Origin of the sequence: Sinorhizobium terangae (assembly GCF_009601505.1) — a bacterium.
Taxonomy (GTDB): Bacteria; Pseudomonadota; Alphaproteobacteria; order Rhizobiales; family Rhizobiaceae; genus Sinorhizobium; species Sinorhizobium terangae.
On the sequence record NZ_WITC01000124.1, the window covers coordinates 1 to 24,973 of the forward strand.

General features: G+C 63.2%; 25 protein-coding genes and 1 other RNA gene. 17 read left to right on the top strand and 9 right to left on the bottom strand.

Features of this window, described 5'->3' with window-relative positions; all coding sequences use genetic code 11:
- Positions 1 to 89: 89 nt before the first annotated feature.
- The 3 genes from GHK62_RS29185 to GHK62_RS29195 form a co-directional block, all read right to left on the bottom strand.
- Positions 90 to 422, bottom strand: a complete 333-nt coding sequence (locus GHK62_RS29185; RefSeq protein ID WP_153442436.1) for an ArsR/SmtB family transcription factor — start codon at positions 420 to 422, stop codon at positions 90 to 92.
- Positions 409 to 840, bottom strand: a complete 432-nt coding sequence (locus tag GHK62_RS29190; RefSeq protein WP_153442437.1) for an SRPBCC family protein — start codon at positions 838 to 840, stop codon at positions 409 to 411. The genes GHK62_RS29185 and GHK62_RS29190 overlap by 14 nt, the downstream gene beginning before the upstream one ends.
- Before the next feature lie 100 nt (positions 841 to 940).
- The gene (locus GHK62_RS29195) at positions 941 to 1,216 is read right to left on the bottom strand and encodes a BON domain-containing protein (RefSeq protein WP_153442438.1); all 276 of its coding nucleotides are present in this window, start codon (positions 1,214 to 1,216) and stop codon (positions 941 to 943) included.
- 244 nt (positions 1,217 to 1,460) lie between these two features.
- On the opposite strand from GHK62_RS29195, the gene GHK62_RS29200 reads away from it, so the two are divergent.
- Positions 1,461 to 2,405, top strand: a complete 945-nt coding sequence (locus GHK62_RS29200; RefSeq protein ID WP_153442439.1) for an AEC family transporter — start codon at positions 1,461 to 1,463, stop codon at positions 2,403 to 2,405.
- Between the two features lie 166 nt (positions 2,406 to 2,571).
- Here the strand turns inward: GHK62_RS29200 and GHK62_RS29205 are convergent, their stop codons facing one another.
- Positions 2,572 to 3,213, bottom strand: coding sequence for a c-type cytochrome (locus GHK62_RS29205; protein ID WP_153442440.1), 642 nt, complete (start codon positions 3,211 to 3,213; stop codon positions 2,572 to 2,574).
- A 155-nt stretch (positions 3,214 to 3,368) separates the two neighbouring features.
- On the opposite strand from GHK62_RS29205, the gene GHK62_RS29210 reads away from it, so the two are divergent.
- The 3 genes from GHK62_RS29210 to GHK62_RS29220 all read left to right on the top strand — a co-directional run bounded on the left by GHK62_RS29210 (position 3,369) and on the right by GHK62_RS29220 (position 5,304).
- On the top strand, positions 3,369 to 4,121 hold the full coding sequence (locus tag GHK62_RS29210; protein ID WP_153442441.1) for a 3-deoxy-manno-octulosonate cytidylyltransferase: 753 nt from the start codon (positions 3,369 to 3,371) through the stop codon (positions 4,119 to 4,121).
- 14 nt (positions 4,122 to 4,135) lie between these two features.
- Positions 4,136 to 4,990 carry a prephenate dehydratase gene (locus GHK62_RS29215; RefSeq protein ID WP_184108401.1) on the top strand — a complete coding sequence of 285 codons (855 nt, stop codon included), beginning with the start codon at positions 4,136 to 4,138 and terminating at the stop codon, positions 4,988 to 4,990.
- A gap of 176 nt (positions 4,991 to 5,166) precedes the next feature.
- Positions 5,167 to 5,304 (top strand): DUF1127 domain-containing protein, encoded by a 138-nt coding sequence (locus GHK62_RS29220; protein WP_153442443.1) that lies wholly within the window; start codon positions 5,167 to 5,169, stop codon positions 5,302 to 5,304.
- Between the two features lie 117 nt (positions 5,305 to 5,421).
- On the opposite strand, the gene GHK62_RS29225 is transcribed toward GHK62_RS29220, so the two are convergent.
- From GHK62_RS29225 to GHK62_RS29240, 4 genes are all read right to left on the bottom strand, one after another.
- Positions 5,422 to 5,790 (bottom strand): VOC family protein, encoded by a 369-nt coding sequence (locus tag GHK62_RS29225; protein ID WP_153442444.1) that lies wholly within the window; start codon positions 5,788 to 5,790, stop codon positions 5,422 to 5,424.
- An 84-nt stretch (positions 5,791 to 5,874) separates the two neighbouring features.
- Positions 5,875 to 6,561: a helix-turn-helix transcriptional regulator gene (locus GHK62_RS29230; protein ID WP_153442445.1), complete on the bottom strand. Its 687-nt coding sequence runs from the start codon at positions 6,559 to 6,561 to the stop codon at positions 5,875 to 5,877.
- Positions 6,562 to 6,595: 34 nt separating this feature from the next.
- The gene (gene nudC, locus GHK62_RS29235) at positions 6,596 to 7,576 is read right to left on the bottom strand and encodes an NAD(+) diphosphatase (protein WP_153442446.1); all 981 of its coding nucleotides are present in this window, start codon (positions 7,574 to 7,576) and stop codon (positions 6,596 to 6,598) included.
- Between the two features lie 2 nt (positions 7,577 to 7,578).
- A complete protein-coding gene (locus GHK62_RS29240) occupies positions 7,579 to 7,983 on the bottom strand; it encodes an HIT domain-containing protein (RefSeq protein WP_153442447.1) in 405 nt (134 codons plus the stop codon).
- A 169-nt stretch (positions 7,984 to 8,152) separates the two neighbouring features.
- Between GHK62_RS29240 and ffs the strand changes: the two genes are divergently transcribed.
- From ffs to GHK62_RS29265, 5 genes are all read left to right on the top strand, one after another.
- Positions 8,153 to 8,250, top strand: an RNA gene (gene ffs / locus GHK62_RS29245) — signal recognition particle sRNA small type.
- A 55-nt stretch (positions 8,251 to 8,305) separates the two neighbouring features.
- The gene (locus GHK62_RS29250) at positions 8,306 to 10,171 is read left to right on the top strand and encodes a DNA polymerase III subunit gamma/tau (RefSeq protein WP_153442448.1); all 1,866 of its coding nucleotides are present in this window, start codon (positions 8,306 to 8,308) and stop codon (positions 10,169 to 10,171) included.
- A 42-nt stretch (positions 10,172 to 10,213) separates the two neighbouring features.
- Positions 10,214 to 10,537: a YbaB/EbfC family nucleoid-associated protein gene (locus GHK62_RS29255; protein WP_153442449.1), complete on the top strand. Its 324-nt coding sequence runs from the start codon at positions 10,214 to 10,216 to the stop codon at positions 10,535 to 10,537.
- Positions 10,538 to 10,635: 98 nt separating this feature from the next.
- Positions 10,636 to 11,241, top strand: a complete 606-nt coding sequence (gene recR, locus GHK62_RS29260; RefSeq protein ID WP_153442450.1) for a recombination mediator RecR — start codon at positions 10,636 to 10,638, stop codon at positions 11,239 to 11,241.
- Between the two features lie 214 nt (positions 11,242 to 11,455).
- Positions 11,456 to 12,721, top strand: a complete 1,266-nt coding sequence (locus GHK62_RS29265; RefSeq protein WP_167528394.1) for a lytic murein transglycosylase — start codon at positions 11,456 to 11,458, stop codon at positions 12,719 to 12,721.
- A 231-nt stretch (positions 12,722 to 12,952) separates the two neighbouring features.
- Here the strand turns inward: GHK62_RS29265 and GHK62_RS29270 are convergent, their stop codons facing one another.
- Positions 12,953 to 14,569, bottom strand: coding sequence for an MFS transporter (locus GHK62_RS29270; protein ID WP_153442451.1), 1,617 nt, complete (start codon positions 14,567 to 14,569; stop codon positions 12,953 to 12,955).
- A gap of 273 nt (positions 14,570 to 14,842) precedes the next feature.
- On the opposite strand from GHK62_RS29270, the gene rimP reads away from it, so the two are divergent.
- The 8 genes from rimP (at position 14,843) to rpsO (ending at position 24,735) form a co-directional block, all read left to right on the top strand.
- The gene (gene rimP, locus GHK62_RS29275; RefSeq protein ID WP_153442452.1) at positions 14,843 to 15,460 is read left to right on the top strand and encodes a ribosome maturation factor RimP; all 618 of its coding nucleotides are present in this window, start codon (positions 14,843 to 14,845) and stop codon (positions 15,458 to 15,460) included.
- Between the two features lie 46 nt (positions 15,461 to 15,506).
- On the top strand, positions 15,507 to 17,120 hold the full coding sequence (gene nusA / locus GHK62_RS29280) for a transcription termination factor NusA (protein WP_153442453.1): 1,614 nt from the start codon (positions 15,507 to 15,509) through the stop codon (positions 17,118 to 17,120).
- Between the two features lie 5 nt (positions 17,121 to 17,125).
- Entirely contained in the window at positions 17,126 to 17,818 is a 693-nt protein-coding gene (locus GHK62_RS29285; protein ID WP_153442454.1) for an RNA-binding protein, read from the top strand.
- Positions 17,819 to 17,923: 105 nt separating this feature from the next.
- The gene (gene infB / locus GHK62_RS29290; protein ID WP_153442455.1) at positions 17,924 to 20,593 is read left to right on the top strand and encodes a translation initiation factor IF-2; all 2,670 of its coding nucleotides are present in this window, start codon (positions 17,924 to 17,926) and stop codon (positions 20,591 to 20,593) included.
- Positions 20,594 to 20,774: 181 nt separating this feature from the next.
- Complete coding sequence (gene rbfA / locus GHK62_RS29295; protein WP_153442456.1) at positions 20,775 to 21,182, top strand: 30S ribosome-binding factor RbfA; 408 nt, start codon at positions 20,775 to 20,777, stop codon at positions 21,180 to 21,182.
- A gap of 9 nt (positions 21,183 to 21,191) precedes the next feature.
- Positions 21,192 to 22,127 carry a tRNA pseudouridine(55) synthase TruB gene (gene truB / locus GHK62_RS29300; RefSeq protein WP_153442457.1) on the top strand — a complete coding sequence of 312 codons (936 nt, stop codon included), beginning with the start codon at positions 21,192 to 21,194 and terminating at the stop codon, positions 22,125 to 22,127.
- Positions 22,128 to 22,470: 343 nt separating this feature from the next.
- On the top strand, positions 22,471 to 24,195 hold the full coding sequence (locus tag GHK62_RS29305) for a sensor histidine kinase (protein ID WP_184108402.1): 1,725 nt from the start codon (positions 22,471 to 22,473) through the stop codon (positions 24,193 to 24,195).
- A 270-nt stretch (positions 24,196 to 24,465) separates the two neighbouring features.
- Positions 24,466 to 24,735 carry a 30S ribosomal protein S15 gene (gene rpsO / locus GHK62_RS29310; protein ID WP_136509269.1) on the top strand — a complete coding sequence of 90 codons (270 nt, stop codon included), beginning with the start codon at positions 24,466 to 24,468 and terminating at the stop codon, positions 24,733 to 24,735.
- Positions 24,736 to 24,973: the final 238 nt, after the last annotated feature.

A 24,973-nucleotide genomic window follows, 5' to 3' on the forward strand; every position in this document is an offset into this window, starting at 1 on the left:
ATCGTGCTTTCCGAAAATCGGGTCCGATTTTCGGGCCGATGCGCTAGCGGAGCGCTCGAATTCAGCTGGCGCAGCGCCCATCGGCGCATTCATCGCTCCACCAGTGCCTTGAGCCGCGCCAGTGCCTCGTCCCACTGTGCGGAAACTCTGTCGAGATACGATCGTGCCTCGGCGATCGGGCCGGGCCGGTAGCCGAACTGGCTTTCGCGGCCGACGCGGATGCTTTGGACGAGGCCGGCGCGTTCCAGCACGTGCAGGTGTTTGGTCACCGCCTGCCGCGTCAGCTTCGTGTCGGCCGAAAGCATGGCGATCGATCGTGTCGCGCCATCGCTGAGTTTCGTCAGAAGCGAAAGGCGGGTCGGGTCGCCGAGCGCGGCGAAGACCTCGACCGGGCCGCGATCGATAGGTTCAGGCTTCGACATAGGCCTTGATGTTTCCCGCCTGGATCTCCCATCCGCCTTCGTTGCCGCGCAAGGTCTCCATGCGGCGATCTTCCGGCAGCGCTTCGAAGCCGGATTCGACGATGGTGAGACGCGTGCCCTGCGTCGTTGGCTCGAGGCGGAATTCCACGAGCGTGGATGGGGATGTCGAAAGATCCTCGCCGTGCGGCCATCGGAAGGAAAACAATGTCGGAGCCTCCATCCGCTCTGTCACCGACGTCCACTTGGTGCCCTCGTGGCCGGGATAGGTCATTTCCCCGGTCGTTTTTTCGCCGACGACGAAGGGTCCGTCGAGCCTTACCCGGAACCATTCGCCGAACGCCTTATGATCCGTCAGCGCATTCCAAACCTTTTCGATCGGCGCGTTGAGCTCAATGCTCTTCTCGATGCGATCCGTCATGATGCAACCTCCTGGTTGCCAATATTCTTGCAGGTGGAAAGGAAAAAGGCAACCAAAAGGTTGCCTTTTATGGAATTGATGTCTTCCGAGAGAGTTGCGCTCAGCCGGTTGAGTCGCCCGGCCGTACGGTCAGTCGATTTTCGACACCCGAAACGCCGATCACCGAGGCGGCGGCCTCTCCGGCGCTGGCAATGTCAGCCTCCTCGGCGACATTGCCGGAAAGCACGACCGTCCCGCGCAGCGCCATGACCGAAATTCCGCTCGTGTCCACGAAGGTCGCATAGCGAATGTAGCGCAGGACTTTCTCGGCCAGATCGTCGTCCGTGAGATGCGGATCGTCGTCCCGATGTGAGTAAATGGTCTTCTCTGTCGACATCAGCGTTTTCCCGGTCGTTCATAAAAACGCTTGCGCCAACCGAATGTTCCGGGCCCGAGCTGCCGGCGAGCAGCACCACAACCTACTGCATGTTTCCAAAAACATGCAGCAATTCAAAGTGCTACGGCGTGCTTTGCGCCTCTGAAAAGGCGCACGGCGCTGTGGGCTGCCGTCTGTCCTCCAATGCACCCTTGCCTCGATCGACAGAACAGGTCTATGCCTCTGCCTCCACTCAAGGCTCACCATGTCCGATATTTTCCTGAATGTTCTTCCGATCTTCGTCCTGATCCTGACCGGCTGGCTGGTCGTGCGGCTCGGTTATCTGAATCCGGCTGTCGGCGATGCGCTCGGCGATTTTGTCTTTCGCATCGCCGTTCCGGTCCTCTTGTTCCGCACGATTGCCGAAGCCGATTTCAAGGAGGGATCGCCCTGGCCGCTTTGGGTCGCCTATTTTTCCGGTGTCGCCGTTACCTGGACAGCCGGCCACCTGGCGGCGACCTTTGCCTTCGGGCGTGACGCGCGCGTGGGGGTGCTCGCAGGCGTGTCCTCCGCCTTCGCCAACACCGTTTTCATAGGGCTGCCGTTGGTTTCACGCGTGGTCGGCGAGGAAGGGCTGGTGGCGCTGTCGATCCTGCTCTCGGTCCATCTGCCCGTCATGATGATCGCCGGCACCGTGCTGATGGAGCGTGCGGATCGCAAAACGAGCGGCAAGCCGGGGCAAAGCCCGTTGAAGCTGCTTGCCGGCGTCGGACGCAATCTCGTTCGCAACCCGCTGGTGATCGGTCTCGCCTTCGGCGCGCTCTTCCATCTTCTGAACCAGCCGCTTGGCGGCCCGGTGAAGGCCGTCGTCGATCAACTCGCGGCGACTGCGGCGCCGGCCGCACTCGTGTCGATCGGCATGGCACTCGACAAATACGGCCTGGCCGGAAACACTGGGCTTGCGGCCGTCACCAGCGCGCTAAAGCTGCTTGTGCTGCCCGGCGTCGTCTTTGGCGCCTGCCATCTCCTGGGGCTCAGCGACAGCTGGACGGCCGCGCTGGTTTTGACCTCCTCGGTGCCGACCGGCGTCAATGCCTGGCTGATCGCCAATCATTTCAATGTCGGCCATGCGCTCGCCTCCTCGACGATCACGCTGACGACGGCGCTGGGGGTGCTCAGCGTTTCGGCCTGGGCTTACCTGCTGCTGTGACCGACTCCAGTGAGTTAAGGGGCGGGGATGCGGCGCAAAACCGCGCATAGCCTCATCTCGGTCCGGAAACGAAAAAACCCGGCCAGAGGCCGGGCTCTTAATCATCTCTCTGGCGACTTAATGCATGTCGCCCAAAAGTGTGCAGCGGTTTTCGGACAACGGCGCTTTAGTTCGCCGGTGCTGGCGCCGGGGCCTGGCCTTGGCCGTCCTGAGCGGCCTGTCCTTCTGTGGGCTTGGCTTCGCTGGAGCCGCCCTCCGCCGGAAGCGGTGCCGGATTATCGGACTGTTCGCGCAGCCAGGCGAGCAGGTTGGCGCGCTCTTCCGCCTTCTTGAGGCCCGCGAAGCCCATCGCCGTGCCCGGGACATGCTTCTTCGGTGCTTCGAGGAAGAAGCTCAGGTGGTCAAAGTCCCAAACGACCTTGCCGCCTTCGGAGAAGGTCTGCATGCCGGCGGAGTAGCTGAAGCCCTCGTGCGAGGCGACCGGGCGGTTGACGACGCCCCAGAGATTCGGGCCGACCTTGTTCGGTCCGCCCTTCTCAACGGTGTGACAGCTTGCGCATTTCTTGAAGATCGCCTCGCCGGCGGCCGGATCGGCCTTGGCGAGCAGCGGGGCAATCGGCTCGGACGTCGCCTGTTCGCCGCCGCCGGCCTCACCGCCTTCGCCCGCAGTTTCCTCGGCCACGATGGTGAAGCCCGGCTTCTCGGGAGCTTCGGAATGGAAAATGCCTTCCGATGCAATGGATACAGACATCAGAACGAAGACCGTACCCAGCAAGGCACCCATGCCCATGTTCACATATGAATTCATCTGCAAACGCTCCCTTTGCCACCGGCGTCAACAAAAACCCGGCCCATCTTGAAATCGCGCGGAACCTATGTCTTTTGGCTCTGCGTTGCAACAGAGATTATCGACCCTGAAGTGAGACTTTTTGACACTTTCAGTGAGGTTTTTAGGGCTAGACGATGAATCAGGGAAATTCTGCCAAAGCTCTCGTGCTCATTCCGGCGCGGATGGCGTCCACACGCCTGCCCGGCAAGCCGCTCGCAGACATCTGCGGCCTGCCGATGATCGTGCAGGTGGCCAAGCGGGCGGCCGAGGCGGATGTCGGCCGAATCGTCGTCGCCGTCGACCATCGCGACGTCTTCGAAGCGGTCAGCGATGCCGGCTTCGAGGCGATCATGACGCGAGTCGACCATCAGTCCGGCTCGGACCGCATCCATGAAGCCCTGCTGAAGGCGGATCCTCGCGGCGAGACCGAGATCGTGATCAACGTGCAGGGCGACTTGCCGACGATCGAGCCCGGACCGATCCGCGCGGCGCTGAAACCCCTCGAGAATGCCGCGACCGATATCGCGACACTGACCGTCGAGATCACCGACGAACACGAAAAGACCAACCCCAATGTCGTGAAGGTCGTGGGCTCGCCGCTTTCCGAGAGCCGCCTGCGCGCACTTTATTTTACCCGTGCCACCGCACCGCATGGTGCCGGGCCGCTCTATCACCACATCGGCCTCTATGCCTATCGGCGCAAGGCGCTCGAAACCTTCGTCTCGCTGAAGCCCTCGGTCCTTGAAAAGCGCGAGTCGCTCGAGCAATTGCGGGCGCTCGAGGCCGGGATGCGCATCGACGTGGAGATCGTCAACTCGGTCCCTCTCGGCGTCGATACGCCCGACGATCTCGAAAGGGCCCGTCGCATTCTCTCCGTCAAAGCCTGAGAAGGAATTCGAAAGTGACCGTCAAGACCAACAGGATCTCCTTCCAAGGCGACTTCGGCGCCAATTCGGACATGGCCTGCCGCGACATGTTCCCGTCGATGGAGCCGCTGCCGTGCCAGACCTTCGAGGATGCCTTCGTGGCGGTGGAGAATGGCGACGCCGATCTCGCGATGATCCCGATCGAAAACACGATTGCCGGGCGCGTCGCCGACATCCATCACCTGCTGCCGGAATCGCGCCTGCACATTGTCGGCGAATATTTCATGCCGATCCGCTTCCAGCTGATGGTGCTGCCGGGCGTCTCGCATGAAGAGATCCGCACGGTGCACAGCCATATCCACGCACTCGGCCAATGCCGCAAGATCGTTCGCGCCAATGGCTGGAAGCCGGTGGTGGCGGGCGACACGGCCGGTGCCGCCAAGCTTGTCAAGGAAACCGGAGACCGCTCCATGGCGGCGCTTGCCCCGCGCCTTGCCGCGGATCTCTATGGGCTCGACATCGTTGCCGAGAATGTCGAGGACACGGATAGCAACGTCACGCGCTTCGTTGTGCTTTCGCGCGAAGAGCAGCGGATCGCCCGTACTTCAGACGACGAGCTGATCATCACCACTTTCGTTTTCAACGTGCGCAACATTCCGGCCGCGCTCTACAAGGCGATGGGCGGCTTCGCTACCAACGGCATCAACATGACGAAGCTCGAGAGCTACCAGCTCGGCGGCAAGTTCGTCGCAACCCAGTTCTATGCCGATATCGAGGGACATCCGGACGATGAGGGTGTCCGCCACGCCATGGACGAACTGCGTTTCTTCTCCGAAAAGGTGCGCATCCTCGGCACCTACCGGGCGCATCCCATGCGCGGTGTGCTCTGAACGGGCGATCACGCCCTTGCCATGAGCTGATTTCGTCCATCCCGCAGCGAAAGGGGGATGGTGGAATTTCGTTAACTGGCTATTCGTTTGGCGCATGCCTAATTTGCAATCATGGAACTACTTAAATCTTAGGCAAATGCCTATTTGACACCTGTGAAAGATATGGAGTGTCAAAGATGAAGATCCGCCAGAAGATCATGGAATACGCAAAGTTGCGCCGCGCTGTCCGCGAGTTGAACGCTCTCGACGATCGTGTGCTGAGCGACATCGGTATTTCCCGTTCTCAGATTCAAGCCGCCGTTTTCGGCCGCTAATAACAAAAGTCCTGCAGCGACCAGCGCGCGTCGCAAAAGATGCGCGGCGCTGTTAAGTCTTCCGCACCCCGCCGGTATTCCGTGCGGGGTGCGAGTGTTTTATCCGCAGCAAATGCGTCAGTCGTCGTAAAGACAAACCCTGAGGCGATGGCCGTCGGGATCGAGTGCGACGAATGTCGGGCCAAAATCCATTTTCGTCAGTTCCTGCGCGATCGGCAGGCCCATCGCCCGCCACTCCTCGTAGTGCACGCGCACGGCCTGTTCCCCTTCCATCATGAACGCCAGTTCGGAACGGCCGCCCGCTACCGACGGTTCTGGTGCAACGGATTCCTGTGCCCAGAGCCCCAGCGTGAAGCCGCCGGGCAGTTCAAAGGAGGAGAAGGTCGGGAAAGCGACAGTCGGCTCCCTGCCCAGAAGCTTGCTGTAGAAATCGACGCTCGCGAGCGGGTTCGCGACGTAGAGAACAATCAGATTGGGTTTTGCCATGTTCGGCCTCCTTGGTTGGAGGCCGCAAACTAGCGCAGGCTGCTGACAATTTTTGTCAGTAGCGGTGTGCCCGCGTCTCATCTCTCAGCCGGGGGCCGCTTGCTGCGCAGCGCGCCAGTTCTTGATCAGGGCCTGGCGACGGCGCGGGTAGCGCTGATCGCGTACCAGCGCCCCATGGATCCGGTCCGTCCGGAAATGGCGAAAGTCCTGCCTGAGTTCGCACCAGGCGACCAGCACGCGCACCTGTTCGAAGAAACCGAGCGCAAAAGGCCAGACCGTGCGGCGGCTTTCGCTCCCCTCATTGTCGACATAGCTGATATCGAGCTTGCGCTCGCTGCGGATCGCCTTGCGCAGGAGGGCGAGATCGAAGCCTTCGGCGATCGGTGCGCGCGGCCCGACGAGAAGGGGCGAGGCGTCGAGACTTTCGCGCATATCGGGCGGCAGAACGGAAGCGATCTTGGCAAGCGCGTCGGCGGCCGCGATCGCGAGGCGGCTGTCGCCGCGTTTCGCCACCCAGCGCGAGCCGAGCACCAGCGCCTCGACTTCTTCTTCCGAAAACATCATCGGCGGCAGCAGGAATCCCGGCTTCAGAACATAGCCGAGGCCCGGTTCCCCCTCGATGTGGGCGCCCTGGGCCTGCAGGCTGGCGATGTCACGGTAGAGCGTCCTGAGGCTGACGCCGGTCTCCTCCGCCAGCCGTTGGCCGCTCACCGGCTGGCGGTAGCGTCTCAGCACCTGCAGGAGATCGAACAAGCGCTCCGATCGGGACATGGCTTCCTTCTCTCCGCGCGAGGCGACCGGCCGGTCAGCTCCGCTCGGGCCAGGCCAGCCAGTCGCGCATCAACTGGTGGGCAATCGCTCCCTTCGGCGGCGGGATGTGCTCGTCTCCGGTGTCGGCGACGCCGGTCGTGCGCTCCAGCATCGCTTCGGTCTCCGCGCGTGTGAACCAGCGGACGTCTTCGAGCTCCTGTTCGTCGCGTTTGATGACCGTCGATTTCGCCTCGGCGTAGCAGCCGATCATCAGCGAATGCGGCAGCGGCCAAGGCTGCGAGGCATGATAGCGAACCCGGCCGATGCGGATACCCGATTCCTCCTGCGTTTCCCGGCGCACGGCGTTTTCGATCGTCTCGCCCGGTTCGACGAAGCCGGCGAGGCAGGAATACATGCCTGGCGGAAAATGCGGGCTGCGGCCGAGCAGGCAGAGATCGCGCTCGAGATCGATTGTCAGCATGATGACGACGGGGTCGGTGCGGGGAAAGACCATGTGGTTGCAGGCCGTGCATACGCGCCGGTAACCACCCGCCGCGCCGTCCATCGGCCCGCCACAGCGGCCGCAGAACCGGTTGTTGGCGTTCCAGACGATAAGGCTGGAGCCTTGCGCGAACTGGCCGAGCAATTCCTCCGGCAGCATCTGCTGGCGGTAGAGCGTGCGCGCATCGGCGATCTTGAACGGCTCGGGCAAGTTCTCTTCAGTGAGCCCCGACGGCACGGCAAGCCGCGGCTCGCCGTTCGGCAGAAAACCGAGCAGGATCGCCTCGTCGAGCGCCGGCTCGAGGCCCTCGAGTTCATAGGGTGCGAAGAGCGGGTCGATGATCTTCTCGTCGTGCTTGACGATCAGCTTCGCCCCGGAAAAGGCGAGGAAATGTGCGCCCGGATGCCTCGACGCCACCTCGACGCAATCGTCGGGACGGTGCTCGGACTGGCGGTCCAGGTGGTTTTCCGCAAAGGCGACGAGGGTGCTCGGCTCCGGATGCGGGCTTCGAAGGTCAAAGATCGATTTCGTCATCTTCAGAGATTTTCCAGAATACGTGCTGCGAATGCCTGCTGCTCATCGGCCGGCCACGGCTCGGCCTTGCCGAAGCCCCAAACCGGTCCCGGCCAGTTCGGATCGCCTTCCCGGCGGGCTATGATATGCACATGAAGCTGGCGGACGATATTGCCGAGCGCGCCGATATTGATCTTGTCGGCGGCGGTGATCTTCTTGAGCGCTGTTGCCACCAAGTTGGTCTCGAAGGTCAGCATCGTCTGGTCGAGGGGTGACAGCTCGAAAATCTCGGTCACGTTCGGGCGCTGGGGAATGAGGATCAGCCACGGCCAACGGCGGTCGTTCATCAGCCGCAACTGGCACAGCCCGATAGAGGCGATCGGGATGCCGTCGCGCTGAAGTCGCTCGTCAAGAGGGAAGGTCGTCAACGGATTCTCCTAGCCAGGAGCGGGATGAGGAAAATTGTGTTCGGTTTCCCGCCCGCATCCCGCGTCTCAACTTGTTAGAAGGCGCGGATTCGCCTTGTTTTTTATATCGATACCAGTTTTTTGATGCCTTGGCTTGCATTTGCTTGCGATATTGCCGATATGGAGACCGGGAGGTTGGTGGTGGACGAGCCACTCGCCAACCGGGTCAGGTCCGGAAGGAAGCAGCCCTAACGAGCCCCGGCACGGGTCATCGTGCCAGCCTCCCACCTTATCTTCGTATCTCCGTCCTGTCGGGACAAGAGTTCGAGCAGCGGCAGGGTCGATGAGCGACGAAAAGTCCATTTCATCCGAGCAAAAGCCAGCCGCCTACCGTGTTCTGGCGCGTAAATATCGGCCCAAGGACTTCTCCGACCTCATGGTCGGGCAGGAGCCGATGGTGCGCACGCTCACCAACGCCTTCGAGACCGGCCGCATCGCCCAGGCCTACATGCTGACGGGTGTGCGTGGCGTCGGCAAGACGACGACGGCGCGCATCCTGGCGCGCGCGCTCAACTACAAGACCGCCGAGATCGACAAGCCGACGATCGATCTGCGTGTGCCGGGCGAGCATTGCCAGGCGATCATGGACGGCCGCCATGTCGACGTGATCGAGATGGACGCCGCATCGCACACCGGTATCGACGACATCCGCGAGATCATCGAGCAGGTGCGTTACCGCCCGGTTTCCGCCCGCTACAAGGTCTATATCATCGACGAAGTGCACATGCTCTCGACCCAGGCCTTCAACGGCCTGTTGAAGACGCTCGAGGAGCCGCCGGAGCATGTGAAGTTCATCTTCGCGACCACCGAAATCCGCAAGGTTCCGATTACCGTCCTGTCGCGCTGCCAGCGTTTCGACCTGCGCCGCATCGGCGCATCGGACCTTGTCGGTCTCTTCTCCACCATTCTCGCCAAAGAGCGCGTGCCTTTCGATCCGGACGCGCTCGCGATGATCGCGCGCGCCGCCGAAGGTTCGGCGCGCGACGGCCTGTCGCTGCTCGACCAGGCGATCGCCCACGGCGGCGGCTCGGTCGAGCTTGAAACCGTGCGCTCGATGCTCGGGCTTGCCGACCGTGCCCGCATCGTCGATCTCTTCGAGCATATCGTCAAAGGCGACGTGATGGCGGCGCTTCAGGAGTTCGCCGCGCAGTACGAGGCGGGCGCCAATCCCACCGTTGTGCTGACGGACCTTGCCGACTTCACCCATCTCGTCACGCGGATGAAATATGTTCCTGACGCGGCGAACGACCAGTCGCTGAGCGAGATCGAGCGCCTTCGCGGTGCCGAATTCGCTGACAGTGTCGCGGTGACGGCACTTTCGCGCATCTGGCAGATGCTCTTGAAGGGCATCCCAGAGGCGGAAAGCTCGTCGCGCCCCGCGGGTGCTGCAGAAATGGTGCTGATCAGGCTCGCCCATGCTGCCCATCTGCCGTCGCCGGAAGACGCTGCACGGCGGCTCTTGGAGCTTGCCGACGGCGAGGGGGCCGCCGGTCGCCCGGCGCCGCGCGCCAATGGCGGCGGAAGTCAGGCGCAGTCAGGCTTGTCGACGCAGGCGCGTTCCGTCGAAGCCGCGCCGGTTCAGCGCCCGTCGAACAACGGCGCCGCCATGCTGCGTGCCGTGCCGGATGCTGCGCCCCAGCCGATAAGCGTCGGGCGCATCGAGGAACGGCCGGTACCGGCCCCTGCCGCGAAGGCGGAGCCGAAGGTTCCGGTCAACTCGATCAGCGATATCGTCGATCTCTGCGGAAAGAACAGGGACATCAAGCTGAAGACGCTGGTGCGCGGCTTCGTGAGACTCGTGCACATCGAGCCCGGCCGCCTCGACGTCAATGTGCCGGACGACGCGCCGAAGACGCTGCTCGGCGAACTCGCCGTCAAGCTCAAGGAATGGACCGGCATCCACTGGGTCGTCAGCTACAGCCGCGAACCGGGCGAACCGACCCTTGTCGAGGCTGAGCAGCGCGCGCAGGAGCAGCGGGTCAATGACGCCCGCCAGGATCCCGACGTGGCGGCAATCCTTGCGCGCTTTCCGGGCGCGAGGATCACTGACGTGCGCATCCGTGCGGCGGAACAGGAAATCGAAACCGTCGCTCCGGCGGCGGCTGAATCGGAAGACGGCGATATCGTCCCCGGCGACGACATCGAATAATCGCTGCTTCTTGGAAGAGATTACGAAAGACAGGAGATGACGATGCGCGACATCATGGGCATGATGGGCAAGGTCAAGGAAATGCAGGCCAAGATGGAGAAGATGCAGGCGGAAATCGCCGCGCTCGAAGTCGACGGCACATCCGGCGGCGGGCTCGTCACGGTCCGCCTCGATGGCAAGGGCCAGATGAAAAGCCTGAAGATCGATCCCTCGCTCTTCAAGGAAGACGATGTCGAGATCCTCGAAGACCTGATCGTTGCCGCGCACAAGGACGCCAAGGACAAGGCGGAAGCCGTTCAGGCGGAAAAGACCCGCGAGCTGACCGCCGGCCTGCCGATTCCGCCCGGCATGAAGCTGCCGTTCTGACCAAGCGGACCTGTCGAACCGTTGGCGGCCGCGATCGCCGTGCGCTGATTGGCGTCAAAGCGATTCCGTTTGCCGATGAATTGAGCTAAAAGCCCGGCATGGCAAAGCGAGTCACCGGCCCCGAAATCGAAAAACTCATCCAGCTCCTGGCGAAGGTGCCGGGCCTCGGTCCGCGGTCCGCCCGGCGGGCCGCACTGCACCTCGTCAAGAAGAAGGAGCAACTGCTCGGCCCGCTCGCGGACGCGATGGGCGAGGCGCATCGCAAGGTCCGCATCTGCTCCTGCTGCGGCAACGTCGACACGATCGATCCGTGCACGGTGTGCACGGACGAGCGGCGTGACCAGTCCGTGATCATCGTCGTCGAGGATGTCGCCGACCTCTGGGCGCTGGAGCGCGCCGGCGCGATGAACGCCGCCTATCATGTGCTCGGCGGCACGCTGTCGCCGCTCGATGGCATCGGGCCGGACGATCTCAACATCAAGGGCCTGGTCGATCGCGTCGCCAAGGGTGGCGTGCGCGAGCTGATCATCGCGGTCAATGCGACGGTCGAGGGGCAGACGACGGCGCACTACATCACCGACCAGCTCGAAGGCATGGAGGTGAAAATCACGCGTCTCGCCCATGGCGTTCCCGTCGGTGGCGAGCTTGATTATCTTGACGAAGGCACGCTCGCCGCTGCGCTCAGGGCGCGCACCTCCATTTGAAGGGATGCAGATGCGTTTGAGATCTCGGGTTCGCTCGTGGTTTGCCGGTTTTCTCGCTGAGACAACCCCCCTCTGCCCTGTCGGGCATCTCCACCACCAGGGGGGAGATCGGCGGGCGGCAACCGCTTCCCCCGGCAGAAAGATTCGCGTTCGCGGCGACGCTGCGGCGGGATTGGCCGCTCGCTCCAACCTGAGCTCCCTCCCTGTGGGAGAGATGCCCGGCAGGGCAGAGGGGGGTAAGCGCCGGGTTCGCCTGCTCGCAGCGGTTGCCGCGTTCCTTGTCCTCCACCTTCCCGCTCACGCAGCCTCCAAGGCCGACGTGGAAAATCAGTTCCGCCAGTGGCTGCAGAACGACCTTTGGCCCGAGGCGCAGAAATCCGGCATCTCCGCGGCGTCCTTCAAGGCGGCCTTTGTCGATGTGAAGCTCAATTGGGATCTGCCCGACCTTGCGCCTCCCGGTTTTCCCAAGGCGAAGGAACGCAAGCAAAGCCAGGCGGAGTTTTCATCGCCCGGTTCCTATTTTTCCGAGAAGCGGCTGCAGGGATTGGCTGCGACCGGCCGTAGCCTCGCCTCCGCCCATGCCTCGACCTTGAAGCGCATCGAAAGTGCGTATGGTGTTCCCGGTCCGATCGTGCTCGCCATCTGGGGCCGGGAATCCGGCTTTGGCCGGGCGAAGATCCCGCACCCGATCATGGACGTTTTGGCGACCAAGGCCTTCATGTCGACGCGGCCCGACCTTTTCCGGCGCGAACTGATCGCCGCGCTCCACATTCTCGACAGCGGCGATGTGCGGGAGGCGGAGATGCGCGGTTCCTGGGCCGGCGCCATGGGCCAGCCGCAGTTCCTGCCGTCGAGCTTCCTGAAATACGCCGTGGATTTCGACGGCGACGGCCGCCGCGACATCTGGAATTCGGTGCCGGACAGTCTGGCTTCGATCGCCAATTATCTCTCGCAGAAAGGCTGGCAAGCTGGCCGCGACTGGGGCTTTGAAGTCTTGATCCCCGAAGGTGTCTCCTGCGCCCAGGAGGGCCCGGATCTTTCCCGCCCGATCGCCGACTGGGCCGGCATGGGAATTGGGCGCATCTCCGGTAAGGCCTTCCCGTCGGCCGAGCGCGCGGCGGCCGGCATGATGCTTGTGCCGGCCGGCACCCATGGACCGCAGTTCATCGTCACACCGAATTTCTACGTGATCAAGGAATACAACAATTCGGATCTCTACGCGCTTTTCATCGGCAATCTCGCCGATCGCATCGCGTCCGGCGGCGGCGCCTTCCGGGGAGAGTGGGGCGATGTCGGAAACATGCTGCGTTCCGACGTGCTGGCGATGCAGAAGGCGCTCGTGTCCAAGGGCTACGACGTCGGCAAGGTCGACGGCCTGCCCGGCTACAAGACGCGCCGCTCGCTCGGCGACTGGCAGGCGAAGAACGGCCTGTCCGCTACCTGTTTTCCGGCCGCGTCGCTGAAGGCGAAGCTGCGCTGATCCACGCGCGTGGGATTCGTTGCGTCGGCCCCTCATCCGCCTGCCGGCCCCTTCTCCCCGCAAGCGGGGCGAAGCGACAAGCGGCGACGCCTCGGCTCCTCGACCGATCCGATACAAAGAGGGGCCACAGCTTCCTCCAGTCCCCTCTCCCCGCATGCGGGGAGAGGGTTAGGGTGAGGGGCAAACACGCGTCCTGCGCGGGGATGAGGCGCGACCGGGTCGGGCCACCTCTCAATGCATCTCGGCGGGCTGCTTGTAGCGCTCGTAGTGTTCCGGAACGATGGTCTGCCGTTCGATCATCCGATGGACGCGCGGCGGCGTCGTGCCGCGGTGGAGCGCCGTCAGCTTGTCGCCGACGGCCGCATCGGCCTGCGTGCGCCGCTGGTTGTGGCGGACATATTCCACCCACGTCGGCACGTGATAGGTCTCGGTCCAGGTCGTCGGGTTTTCGAGGTCGCGCATCAGCGCCCAGTGTCCCGCGCCGTCGCGGATGCGGATGCGGCGGCGTTCCGCCATGGTCGTCAGGAACTCGGGGATGTCGGGTTCATGGATCTCGTAGTCGATCATGATGACGATCGGGCCGCTGCGCGGCTTGAGATCGAGCTCGAGCGGCGGTTCGGCGAAGCGGTTGAGCGGGTCGAGGTTCAGCGACTTGAATTCCGGCAATGCGAAGCGCAGGCCGATGGCCGCTCCGGCGAACATGAGAAGACAGGAGCCGATAAGTGCGTTGGCGGCACCGTATTGCTCGGCGGCAACGCCCCATAGCCAGCTGCCGCCGGCTATGCCGCCGAAGGTCATGGTCTGGTAGAGGGAAAGTGCCCGCCCGACCACCCAGCGCGGCGTGGAGAGCTGAACGGTGGTGTTGAACAGCGCCAGCGCCAGCACCCAGCAGGCGCCCGACACGGTGAGGGCGAGCGAGGTGAGCCACGCCTCGGTGCTGATCGCCGTGACCGCGGCACTTGCGGCAAAGCCGGCGAAGGCGCAGCGCACGACCGCCTCGCTCGACAGGCGTTCCCGCAGCCTGGCGCTCAGCAACGCGCCGCCGATAGCGCCGAGGCCGAATGCGCCGAGCATGATGCCGTAGGTGAGCGGACCGCCGCGGACGAGATCGCGGGCGACAAGCGGCAGCAGGGCAAGGATGGCGCTTGCCGACAGGCCGAAGACAAAACCGCGCAAGAGCACCTTGCCGATGTTCGGCGACATCGCGACATAGCGGAGGCCGGCGGAAACCGCCCGCCCGAGCGTTTCGCGCGGCAGGGGGCTTTCCGGAACCTCCCGTTTCCAGCGGAAAAGGGCGAAGAGGATCGCCAAATAGCTGAGCGTATTGGCTGCGAAGGCTGCGGCCGCGCCCGCGGCTGCAACGATCGCGCCGCCAATCGCCGGGCCGACGCTGCGAGTGATGTTGAAGCCCACGCTGTTCAGCGCCACCGCCGCCGGCAGGTCGTCGCGTGGCACCATGTCGCCGACCGAGGCCTGCCACGACGGGTTGTTGAGCGCCGTCCCGCAGCCGATCAGGAAGGTGAAGAGCAGGAGCAGCCAAGGCGTGATCAGGCCGAAATAGGCGCAAGCCGTCAAAATGGCCGAGACGCTCAGCATGAATCCCTGTGCGACGAGCATGATCCGCCGCCGGTCGAAATTGTCGGCAAGCGCGCCCGACACCAGCGAGAAGAGCATGATCGGCAGCGCTGTGGAGGCTTGTACCAGCGCCACCATGTTCACCGACTGCGAGATGGAGGTCATCAGCCATGCGGCGCCGACTGCCTGGATCAGCCCGCCGAAATTGGAGGCAAGGCTGGCGGTCCAGATGATCCGGAACGTATCGTGTTTGAAGGGGGCCAGGGGCGACATGCGGCTCGTCACCTCGTATTCTCTTTCGTTTGACCAATGCGAAGCGGATGCTCCCTTATAAACTCCGAAATGTGGCGCGCCAGCCATTGAAATTGACGATCGGACATGAAACTGGTCCGCCCTTGGTCGCCGCTCCTGTGGTTGCGGTCGCAAGCCTTGCAATTTGCGGCGATGAAGCGTATATGAGCCTCAAATTCTTGATCGGTTAGATGAAGAGTGGGCCCGTCAGGACCCGCTCTTTTTTATTAGCCGGTCCGATGAGGAGACGATCGTTTGTCCGATAAGACAACGGCTGAAAATGCAAATGAACCGCGGTTGATCACCGAAACCGGTCTCGATCAGCGCATTGCCGACATCATCGAGCCTGTGCTCGTGCAGATGGGCTTCCGCCTCGTGCGCGTCCGCATGTCCGGCCAGAACGGCTTGACGCTGCAGATCATGACGGAGCGCAACGACGGCACCATGACGGTCGAGGATTGCGAAGAGGTTTCCAAGGCCATTTCGCCCGTCCTCGATGTGGAAGATCCGATCGACAAGGCGTATCATCTGGAAGTGTCGTCGCCGGGCATCGACCGCCCGATGGTGCGCAAGTCCGATTTCGTCCGCTGGCAGGGCCATCTGATGAAATGCGAGACTTCGGTGATGGTCGAAGGTCGCAAGCGGTTTCGCGGCAAGATCGTGTCGGTGGACGAGGACGGCTTCCGTCTCGAGCGGGATCAGCCCGCCTACGGTGAGGAAGCTGTTGTCGCGATCCCGTTCACGGCGCTTTCGGATGCCCGGCTGATCCTGACCGACGACCTGATCCGCGACGCGTTGACGGCCGACAAGAAGGCGAAGGCCGCGCGCGCCGCCAACCAGAATTTCGAAGACGAAGATTCACCTATCGAATAGGGCAGGGAGCGCTTCAAAGGCCCCTGCAACCAGACGGAGACAAGATATGGCAGTCAGTGCTAACCGGCTCGAACTTCTGCAGATCGCAGATGCTGTGGCACGCGAAAAGGTGATCGACCGCGAGATCGTTCTGGCCGCGATGGCGGATGCGATCCAGAAGGCGGCTCGTTCGCGTTATGGCTCGGAATCGAACATTCGCGCGGACATCAATTCGAAGACCGGCGAAATCCGTCTGCAGCGCCTTCTGGAAGTGGTCGAGAAGGCGGACGACTATTCGACGCAGATCCCGCTTGAGCTTGCGCGCGATCGCAACCCGGACGCCAAGATCGGCGATTTCATCGCAGATCCGCTGCCGCCGATGGATTTCGGCCGTATCGCCGCGCAGTCGGCCAAGCAGGTGATCGTGCAGAAGGTCCGCGAAGCCGAGCGTGACCGCCAGTACGAGGAATTCAAGGACCGCGTCGGCGAGATCGTCAACGGCACGGTGAAGCGTGTCGAATATGGCAACGTCATCGTCGATCTCGGCCGTGGCGAAGGCATCATCCGCCGCGACGAGATGATTCCGCGCGAAAACATGCGCTACGGCGACCGCGTCCGCGCCTTCGTCTACGATGTGCGCCGTGAACAGCGCGGGCCGCAGATCTTCCTGTCGCGCACGCATCCGCAGTTCATGGTCAAGCTCTTCACCATGGAAGTGCCGGAAATCTACGACGGCATCATTCAGATCAAGTCGGTTGCCCGCGACCCCGGCTCGCGCGCCAAGATCGCTGTCGTCTCCAACGACTCGTCGATCGATCCGGTCGGCGCCTGCGTCGGTATGCGCGGCTCGCGCGTCCAGGCCGTCGTCGGCGAGCTTCAGGGCGAGAAGATCGACATCATTCCGTGGTCGCAGGATCCGGCCTCCTTCATCGTCAACGCGCTGCAGCCGGCGGAAGTCGCCAAGGTCGTTCTCGATGAGGATGCCGAGCGCATCGAAGTGGTGGTTCCGGACGAGCAGCTTTCGCTCGCCATCGGCCGCCGCGGCCAGAACGTCCGCCTCGCTTCGCAACTGACCGGATGGGATATCGATATCCTCACCGAGCAGGAGGAAAGCGAGCGGCGTCAGAAGGAATTCAACGAGCGGACCCAGCTCTTCATGGAGTCACTCGACGTCGACGAGATGGTCGGCCAGGTGCTCGCCTCCGAAGGCTTTGCCCAGGTCGAGGAACTCGCCTATGTTGATCTGGACGAGATCTCGTCGATCGACGGTTTCGACGAAGAGACCGCGACCGAGATCCAGACCCGCGCCCGCGAGTATCTCGACAAGATCGAGGCCGAGATGGACGCCAAGCGCAGGGAACTCGGGGTCGCCGATGAACTGCGCACGATCAATGGGCTGACCAGCCAGATGCTGGTCGCGCTCGGCGAAGAGGGCATCAAGACCGTCGAGGACTTTGCCGGTTGCGCCGCCGACGATCTCGTCGGCTGGTCCGAGCGCAAGGACGGCGAGACCAAGCGCTTCGAGGGCATCTTCTCGAAGTTCGAGGTAACCCGTGAAGAGGCCGAGGCGATGATCGTCCAGGCGCGCCTGGCCGCCGGCTGGATCACCGAAGAGGATCTGGCAAGCGAGGCGGAAGAAGAGCCGATCGAGGTCGCCGAAGGCGCCGAGCAGGACGCCTGATCACGATGACAGCGGAAACCGATGCTGACACCCTGCCTTCGGACAAGGGTCCGAAGGACCGGAGCGGCAGCACCCGGACCTGCATCGTCAGTCGCGAGAGCGGTTCGCCGGACGAGTTGATCCGCTTCGTTGCCGCTCCTGACGGACGCGTCGTGCCGGACCTGAAGCGGCAGCTTCCCGGGCGCGGATGCTGGATCAAGGCGGAGCGATCGCTTGTCGAGAAGGCGGTGGCGAAGAAGCTCTTCGCCCGCGCCCTCAAGGCCGATGTCAGGGCCGACGCGGCGCTGGCGGACGACGTCGACAGGCTGCTTGCCGAGCAGCTTGCCGGAATGATGAACATGGCGCGCAAGGCCGGCCAGTTCGTTTCCGGGGCGACGAAGACGGAACAGGCGGTGCGTGGACTTGCAGCGCTCGCCGTCTTCCACGCCATTGATGCGGCCGCCGACGGTGTCCGCAAGATCGATCAGGCTCGCAAGGCGATGAGTTTCGTCGCCGAGGACGAAAAGGAGATAGCCGCATTCCGCCCCTTCACGGCGGCGGAAATGGATGGGCTTTTGGGAAGTAATGCTTTTATCCATGCCGCAGCGCTTGCAGGGCAGGCGGGTGAGGGTGTAGTGAAGCGCGCAATCATGCTCGAAAAGTACCGAGGATCCGTCCCGGTCCGGGCCGAAGGCGGCGCTGGCAAGCCACAGCAATGATACGCGTCACCGGCAAGGGCCGGCATCGTGAGCATTGTTTGAGACAATTTGGAAGACAGGGTCAGGTGTTTCGCATCCGGCCCTGATCGCTAGGAACGGAACGGAATGACCGATAACAAAGACGACAAGACACTCAGCGTAGCGGGCAAGAAGACGCTGACCCTGAAACCCTCCGGGGTTCAGCAGGGGACAGTGCGTCAGGATATGGGCCGCGGCCGCACCAAGGCGGTCGTGGTCGAGACCAAGAAGAAATTCGGTCTGGCGCGTCACAAGGACGAGCGGCCGATCACGCCGGCCGCTGCGACGCCTGCCGCCCGCCAGGCCGAGCAGCGTCCTGTTCCGCCGCAGCCGTCCGGACGGCCTGCGCCGCAGCCGCAGCCGCATCAGCCGCGCCAGGAGCAGAACCGTTCGCGTGTCGGCGTCGTGCTGAACGATCTTTCCGCAGGCGAGATCGAGGCCCGCCGCCGCGCGCTCGCCGAAGCGCAGATCCGTGACGCCGAGGAAGCCAAGCGCCGCGCCGAGGAGGAAGTCCTGCGCCGGCGCGAGGAAGAAGAACGTCTCGCCCGCGAAAAGGAAGAGGCTGCTCGCCGCGCCGCCGAAGAGGCAGCGCGCCCGGCGGCCGTCGCCGAAAAAGTCGAGGAAGAGCGGCCGGCCGCTGCTGCGCCCGCCGTTACGGCCGAACGCCGTCCCGACACGCGGCCGCAACCGCCGCGCCCGGCTCCGGCCGCCCCGCAGGCGCCGGGCGGAGCCGCGCCTCGTGGCCGCCGTGCCGGTGACGATGAAGAGGAAGATCGCGGTTCGCGCGGCGCCGGTCCCGCTCGGGGCAAGGTCGCGCGTCCGGAGCCCGCGAAGCCGGTCACCCGCCCGAAGGGCGACGATGGCCGTCGCCAGGGCAAGCTGACCTTGACGGCCGCCGTCGACGAGGATGGCGGTCAGCGCGGCCGTTCGCTCTCGGCGATGCGCCGCCGGCAGGAGAAGTTCAAACGCAGCCAGATGCAGGAGACCCGCGAAAAGATCTCGCGCGAAGTCGTTCTGCCGGAAACCATCACGATTCAGGAACTGTCGCAGCGCATGTCCGAACGCGCCGTCGACGTCATCAAGTTCCTGATGAAGGAAGGCCAGATGATGAAGCCGGGCGACCTGATCGATGCCGATCTCGCCGAGCTCATTGCCGGCGAATTCGGCCACACGGTCAAGCGCGTCTCGGAATCGGACGTCGAAGAGGGCATCTTCAACATCGCCGACACCGAAGAGACGATGGAGGCGCGCCCGCCGATCGTCACGATCATGGGTCACGTCGACCACGGCAAGACGTCGCTGCTCGATGCGATCCGCCACGCCAACGTGGTGGCCGGTGAAGCCGGCGGCATCACCCAGCACATCGGTGCCTATCAGGTCGAACAGAACGGTCAGAAGATCACCTTCATCGACACCCCCGGCCACGCCGCCTTCACGGCCATGCGTGCCCGCGGCGCCCAGGCGACGGACATTGCCGTCCTCGTCGTGGCTGCCGATGACAGCGTGATGCCGCAGACGATCGAGTCGATCAACCACGCCAAGGCGGCCAACGTGCCGATCATCGTGGCGATCAACAAGATCGACAAGCCGACGGCGAACCCGCAGAAGGTCCGCACCGAGTTGCTGCAGCACGAGGTCTTCGTTGAATCGATGGGCGGTGAAGTTCTCGACGTCGAAGTCTCGGCGAAGAACCACACCAACCTCGACAAGCTGCTCGAGGCGATCCTGCTGCAGGCCGAAATCCTCGACCTCAAGGCCAATCCGAACCGGACGGCCGAGGGTACGGTGGTCGAAGCCGAGCTCGATCGCGGCCGCGGTGCGGTTGCAACCGTTCTCGTCCAGAAGGGTACGCTGACCCCCGGTCAGATCATCGTCGCCGGCGACCAGTGGGGTCGCGTGCGCGCGCTGGTCAACGACAAGGGGGAGCATGTGAAGTCCGCGGGCCCGTCGACCCCGGTTGAAGTCCTCGGCCTCTCCGGTACGCCGGCGGCCGGCGACAAGTTCGCGGTCGTCGAGAACGAAAGCCGTGCGCGCGAGATTTCCGAATATCGCCAGCGGCTTGCACGCGAAAAGGCGGTTGCGCGCCAGTCCGGCTCGCGCGGTTCGCTCGAGCAGATGATGAGTCAGCTCCATGCTTCCGGCATGAAGGAGTTCCCGCTGGTCATCAAGGGCGACGTGCAGGGCTCGATCGAAGCGATCGCCGGCGCTCTCGAAAAGCTCGGCACCGACGAGGTTCGGGCGCGCGTCGTGCATTCGGGTGCCGGTGGTATCACCGAGTCCGATATCTCGCTCGCCGAAGCTTCGAACGCTGCGATCATCGGCTTCAACGTCCGCGCCAACAAGCAGGCGCGCGATGCGGCCGAGCGTTCCGGCATCGAAATCCGCTACTACAACATCATCTACGATCTGGTGGATGACGTGAAGGCGGCGATGTCGGGTCTCCTGTCGCCCGAGCGGCGCGAGACCTTCCTCGGCAATGCCGAGATCCTGGAGGTGTTCAACATCACCAAGGTCGGCAAGGTCGCGGGTTGCCGTGTCACCGAGGGCAAGGTTGAGCGTGGTGTCGGCGTCCGTCTGGTGCGCGACAACGTCGTCATCCACGAGGGCAAGCTCAAGACGCTCAAGCGCTTCAAGGACGAAGTCTCGGAAGTCCAGGCCGGCCAGGAATGCGGCATGGCCTTCGAGAACTACGAAGACATCCGCGCCGGCGATACGATCGAGTGCTTCCGCGTCGAACACGTTACGCGCACACTCTGATATCCGTCCGGTTCGAGACTGTGCGGGCGCCGGCTTCTGTTCGGCGCTCGCATTTTTTGAAGCGGGATGAGAAAAGCGCGGGCGGTTTCCGCCCGCATTCCGCGTTTCATTTGAAATCGATCCCGTCTGTGGTCTTGAGTGGATTCAATCCAAGGTCATGACGTGATCCGAGGTGAGCACGATGACCAAATCCACATCCTCCGCCCCTTCCCAGCGCATGCTGCGCGTGGGAGAACAGGTGCGCGCCGCGATCACGCAGGTTCTGCAGCGTGGCGAGGTGCGTGATCCCTTGATCGAGAAGACGGTGATTTCCATTTCCGAGGTGCGCATGTCGCCGGATCTGAAGATCGCCACGGCCTATGTGACCCCGCTCGGCATGAGCGATCATGGCGCGGTAATCGAGGCATTGAACCGGAACGCGAAGTTCATCCGCGGACGGCTCGGGCCGCAGCTGCGGCAGATGAAATACATGCCGGAAGTCCGCTTCCGCGACGATACCAGCTTCGAAAATTACCAGAAGATCGATGAGCTGCTGCGCTCGCCCGAAGTCAGCCGCGACCTCGATTCCGATACCGACGACGAAGAATAAGAAAGATCCATGTCCAAACCGCGCAAACCCAAGGGTCGCCCGATCTCGGGCTGGCTGATCCTCGACAAGCCGCTCGACTTTGGTTCCACCGAGGCCGTTTCGAAGATCAAGTGGCTGTTCAAGGCGCAGAAGGCGGGTCACGCCGGCACGCTCGATCCGCTCGCCTCCGGCATGCTGCCGATCGCGCTTGGTGACGCGACGAAGACCGTTCCCTACGTGATGGATGGGCGCAAGATCTACGAGTTCACCGTCGCCTGGGGCGAGGAGCGGACGACCGACGATCTCGAGGGCGACGTCATCCGTTCCTCGGCGGAGCGGCCGACGGAAGAGGCGATCCGCGCCCTGCTGCCGAAATACACCGGCGTGATCAGCCAGGTGCCGCCGCAATTCTCGGCGATCAAGATTGACGGCGAACGCGCCTACGATCTCGCCCGCGACGGGGAAGCGGTGGAAATTCCGGCCCGCGAAGTGGAGGTCTTCCGGCTGTCACTGATCGGATGCACACCGCATCTCGCGCATTTCGAGATCGAATGCGGCAAGGGAACCTATGTTCGCTCGCTTGCCCGCGACATGGGCCGCGATCTCGGCTGCTTCGGACATATAGCCTCGCTGCGCCGCACGTTCGTCGCTCCCTTCGGCGAGGATGACATGGTGCCGCTTGCCGACCTCGTTGCGCTGGAGAAGATCGAGGACGATGCCGAGAGGCTCGCGGCGCTGGATGACTTCCTGATCGAGACGGGCGAGGCTCTTTCCGGCCTGCCGCACATCGCCGTCAATGACGATCAGGCGCACCGCCTCAAGATGGGCAATCCGATCATCCTGCGCGGACGCGAGGCACCATTGCCTGCTCCCGAGGCCTATGCGACGGCGCGCGGCAAGCTCGTGGCGATCGGCGAGATTGCCGAAGGCGAATTCCGGCCAAGGCGCGTGTTTGCGACGTCCTGATCCGTCGGCACGACCGCACATTTCCTTAAATCGGAACCGATTCAAGGATAAAACATGCAACAATTCAAAGTGCTATGGCGTCCTTTGCGCGTCTGAAAAGACGCGCGACGCTGCAGGCGGTTTGCGTTTGCTGGAACGCTGACGCATGATCGCGGGTGACGATTCGATCTGTTCGGCGCAAGCTGCGGATATGGCCGTTCGCGGCGATCGAGCTCAATCCGAGATCGCGATCTTGCCATGCGCCAACTCGTGGCGGTTGTGCGGCCGACGCACAGGAGCCACGGGACCTCGTTTGATCGTTGGCCGCCGGCGGCGCGACGATAGACGGTGAAAGGCGGCCCGGGTGACTGAGGTGTCAGGGAAGGACCACGGAGAAGCTTCGCGCGGCGGCTTGCAGGCCGCAGCCGCCTTCGTTCGGGACCGTCTCCGCCGGCCGTTCAGCTTCTATCTGATTTCGCTGCTGCTGGTCGCGATCATCCCTTCCTTCATCTTCTCCTTCGTCATCCTGAAACGCAGCATGGATGCACAGGAGCAGGTCGTGACATCGCTCCTGAACGCCTCGACCGGCTCGGTCGCGCGCATCGTCGAGCGCGAGATCGAGGGCATGCTGACGACGCTCAAGGTTCTTTCGACATCGAGCGCGATGGAGTTGCGCGACATGCGCGCCTTTTACGGCCGCGCTTCCGTCGCCTTGGCCGACAGTGATTCCAATCTGATTGTCATAGACAGGAACCGCAATCAGAGACTGAATACCCGACTTCCCTTCGGTGCGCCGCTTGGACAGGCGTCCGATCCGGAGTCGATCGAACTTGCCTTCAAGAACAAGGGTCCGCTCGTCTCCGGCGTGTTTTTCGACAAGACCGACGGGCGATGGGCCTTCAATGTCTATCTTCCGGTCAGTCTTTCAACCGGGGAGAGCTATCTGTTGGCCTTGACGCAAGACGCTGACGGGATGGCGAAGGCTGTCAACCGCGACACGCTGTCGCCCGGCTGGAATGCCGCACTGGTGGATGGCAGCGGAAAGGTGATCGTGTCTTCTGATGCCGCGGTCAAAGCGGGCGACACATTCTTCCTCGAGAAGCTGCCGGCGATCAGCATCGGCGTTGCCAACATCAGCGAAAACGGCGCGGACTACCGCGTCGCGACCGAGTTTTCCATCGTGACCGGATGGCGCATCGTCGCCTGGGCGCCGCGTCAGGTTGTCGATGCGCCGATAGTGTGGTCGTTCCTCTGGTTGTCGCTCGGCGGCATCATTTTCGCAAGCATCGCGGTCGCGGGTTCGCTGACCATCGCCCGCCTGCTCTCGCAGGGGGTGAAGCTGCTTGCCATGGACGCCCGGCGCCTCGGCGCCGGCGAGCCGATCAAACCGCGTCGCTACATGATTACCGAGGTCGAGGACGTATCGAGGGCGTTCGCCCGGGCGGCCGCAGCGCGCACCAAGGCTGAAGGGGAAATCCGCTTTCTGATGAGGGAGGTTGCGCACCGCTCCAAGAATCAGCTCACTGTCATTCAATCAATGCTGAACCAGTCCGCCAGTTCCGCCGAGAGCGCGTCGGAATTCGCCGAGGCGTTTCGAAAGCGGATTGCCGGACTTGCCCGATCGACCGACCTGATGGTCGCCAATGCTGCCCTCGGTGTCGATCTCCAAGAACTGGCGCAGGATCAGCTGCAACCTTTTACCCCCGACGACCCGAAGCGCATCGTCCTCACCGGTCCGGCCTTGCGGTTGGAAACGCAAGTGGCTCAGATGCTCGGTATGGCGCTGCACGAACTGGCGACCAACGCGACCAAATACGGCGCCCTTGCCAACGCGACCGGTATCATCAGGCTCGACTGGTCAGTGTCGGATGGAATGATCGCTATCCGTTGGCGCGAAGAGGGAGCGGATATTGCGCCGCCGAAACAAACTCCCGGGCGAACGGGTTTCGGAACGGTCGTGCTCGAGCGTATGCTCGGCATGGCGCTTGGGGCTGAGCTCGAAAGGACGATGCACCCGGACGGCATCGAATGGACCATCCGGATTCCGCGCAGCAGCAGGGGCGACGTACCGGCCGAAACCGGAAGTTGACGGCGAGAGTGATGGACGCGGGCGCTTTTCAAGGGTTTGTCGGATGGCACCCTCGATTCCCGGAAACCGGCGAGCGCGCCTTCAGCCAACCGGCAATTGAAGCGTGGCGTGCCCCCTCCGGACGCCGGGTTCCATGACCCTTTCCTTTTCGATCCATTTCGTTTATAGGCACGCCAGCGAAGGGGACTGCCTCTTCGTATGAACGGCCGCGGCTGGACGACATCCCGGCTGCCGGCGACCCCGAAATCCTCGAAACGAAAGGATCATCCGATGTCGATTACTGCAGAGCGCAAGGCTCAGCTCATCAAGGAATTCGCGACCGCTGAAGGCGACACCGGTTCTCCGGAAGTCCAGGTTGCGCTCCTGACGGAACGGATCAACAACCTGACCGAACACTTCAAGGGCCACAAGAAGGACAACCATTCCCGCCGTGGTCTTCTCGCGATGGTTTCCAGCCGTCGTTCGCTCCTCGACTATCTGAAGAAGAAAGACGAAGCGCGCTACACCAAGCTGATCGGTGCCCTGGGCATCCGTCGCTAAACGACTTTGTCCGGCGGGCCGCTTGCGGTCCGCCGGCTTTTTATTGGGCGCTTGATCGCCTGCTGCATGCTTCCTTAAATCGGGGCCGATTGAAGGATAGAAACATGCAGAAATTCAAAGTGCTGCAGCGACTTTTGTGCGTCTGAAAGGACGCAACCGCGCGGCAGAATTGTCTCTCCGCTGGCGCCTGTGGCGCGAGGATTGGAGAGAATGTCCAGCGAACCGGATGGGCCGGTAT